The sequence below is a fragment of the Peribacillus sp. AS_2 genome (assembly GCF_026891895.1).
GTDB lineage: Bacteria > Bacillota > Bacilli > Bacillales > DSM-1321 > Peribacillus > Peribacillus frigoritolerans.
This window is the reverse complement of record NZ_JAPTGA010000040.1, coordinates 1-909: the sequence shown is the minus strand read 5'-3', so window position 1 is coordinate 909 and position 909 is coordinate 1. Positions and strand designations below refer to the sequence as shown.

The following is a 909-nucleotide window of genomic DNA, read 5'->3' as shown; positions in this document are numbered from 1 at the left end:
TGACTCTTCTTAAAGAATCAACTTTCATATCATAACAGAGCCAAATTGGCTTGTCAAGTTTTTTTGGTGGAGCCTAGCGGGATCGAACCGCTGACCTCCTGCGTGCAAGGCAGGCGCTCTCCCAGCTGAGCTAAGGCCCCATAATGGTCGGGAAGACAGGATTCGAACCTGCGACCCCTTGGTCCCAAACCAAGTGCTCTACCAAGCTGAGCTACTTCCCGAAAAAACATGGTGCGCCCGGCGGGAGTCGAACCTACAACCTTCTGATTCGTAGTCAGATGCTCTATCCAATTGAGCTACGGGCGCATATTAAGATGGTGCCGAGGACCGGAATCGAACCGGTACGGTAGTCACCTACCGCAGGATTTTAAGTCCTGTGCGTCTGCCAGTTCCGCCACCCCGGCATAAATAAATAGTGGAGCGGAAGACGGGATTCGAACCCGCGACCCCAACCTTGGCAAGGTTGTATTCTACCACTGAACTACTTCCGCGAACATGCGGGTGAAGGGACTTGAACCCCCACGCCTTGCGGCGCCAGATCCTAAGTCTGGTGCGTCTGCCAATTCCGCCACACCCGCATAATAAAATGGTGAGCCATGAAGGATTCGAACCTTCGACCCTCTGATTAAAAGTCAGATGCTCTACCAACTGAGCTAATGGCTCATATAAACTATTTATATATGCAATATCAAGCTTGTATGAAAATGGTGCCGGCAAGAGGACTTGAACCCCCAACCTACTGATTACAAGTCAGTTGCTCTACCAGTTGAGCTACACCGGCAAGTGTAAAAATGGTGGAGGATGACGGGATCGAACCGCCGACCCTCTGCTTGTAAGGCAGATGCTCTCCCAGCTGAGCTAATCCTCCATATATAACTGCTTGGCGGCGTCCTACTCTCACAGGGGGAA

9 tRNA genes are annotated in these 909 nt (G+C 51.4%); all 9 read right to left on the bottom strand.

Annotation, left to right across the window (positions count from 1 at the left end):
- Window positions 1-64: 64 nt before the first annotated feature.
- Window positions 65-140: transfer RNA gene (locus OTG27_RS26425), tRNA-Ala, on the bottom strand.
- 4 nt (window positions 141-144) lie between these two features.
- Window positions 145-221, bottom strand: a tRNA-Pro gene (locus tag OTG27_RS26420).
- A gap of 8 nt (window positions 222-229) precedes the next feature.
- A tRNA-Arg gene (locus OTG27_RS26415) sits at window positions 230-306 on the bottom strand.
- Between the two features lie 9 nt (window positions 307-315).
- A tRNA-Leu gene (locus OTG27_RS26410) sits at window positions 316-404 on the bottom strand.
- 12 nt (window positions 405-416) lie between these two features.
- Window positions 417-491, bottom strand: a tRNA-Gly gene (locus OTG27_RS26405).
- A gap of 5 nt (window positions 492-496) precedes the next feature.
- Window positions 497-578 (bottom strand) — tRNA-Leu (locus OTG27_RS26400).
- A 9-nt stretch (window positions 579-587) separates the two neighbouring features.
- Window positions 588-663: transfer RNA gene (locus OTG27_RS26395), tRNA-Lys, on the bottom strand.
- Window positions 664-705: 42 nt separating this feature from the next.
- Window positions 706-781 (bottom strand) — tRNA-Thr (locus tag OTG27_RS26390).
- Window positions 782-792: 11 nt separating this feature from the next.
- Window positions 793-868, bottom strand: a tRNA-Val gene (locus tag OTG27_RS26385).
- Between the last annotated feature and the right edge of the window lie 41 nt (window positions 869-909).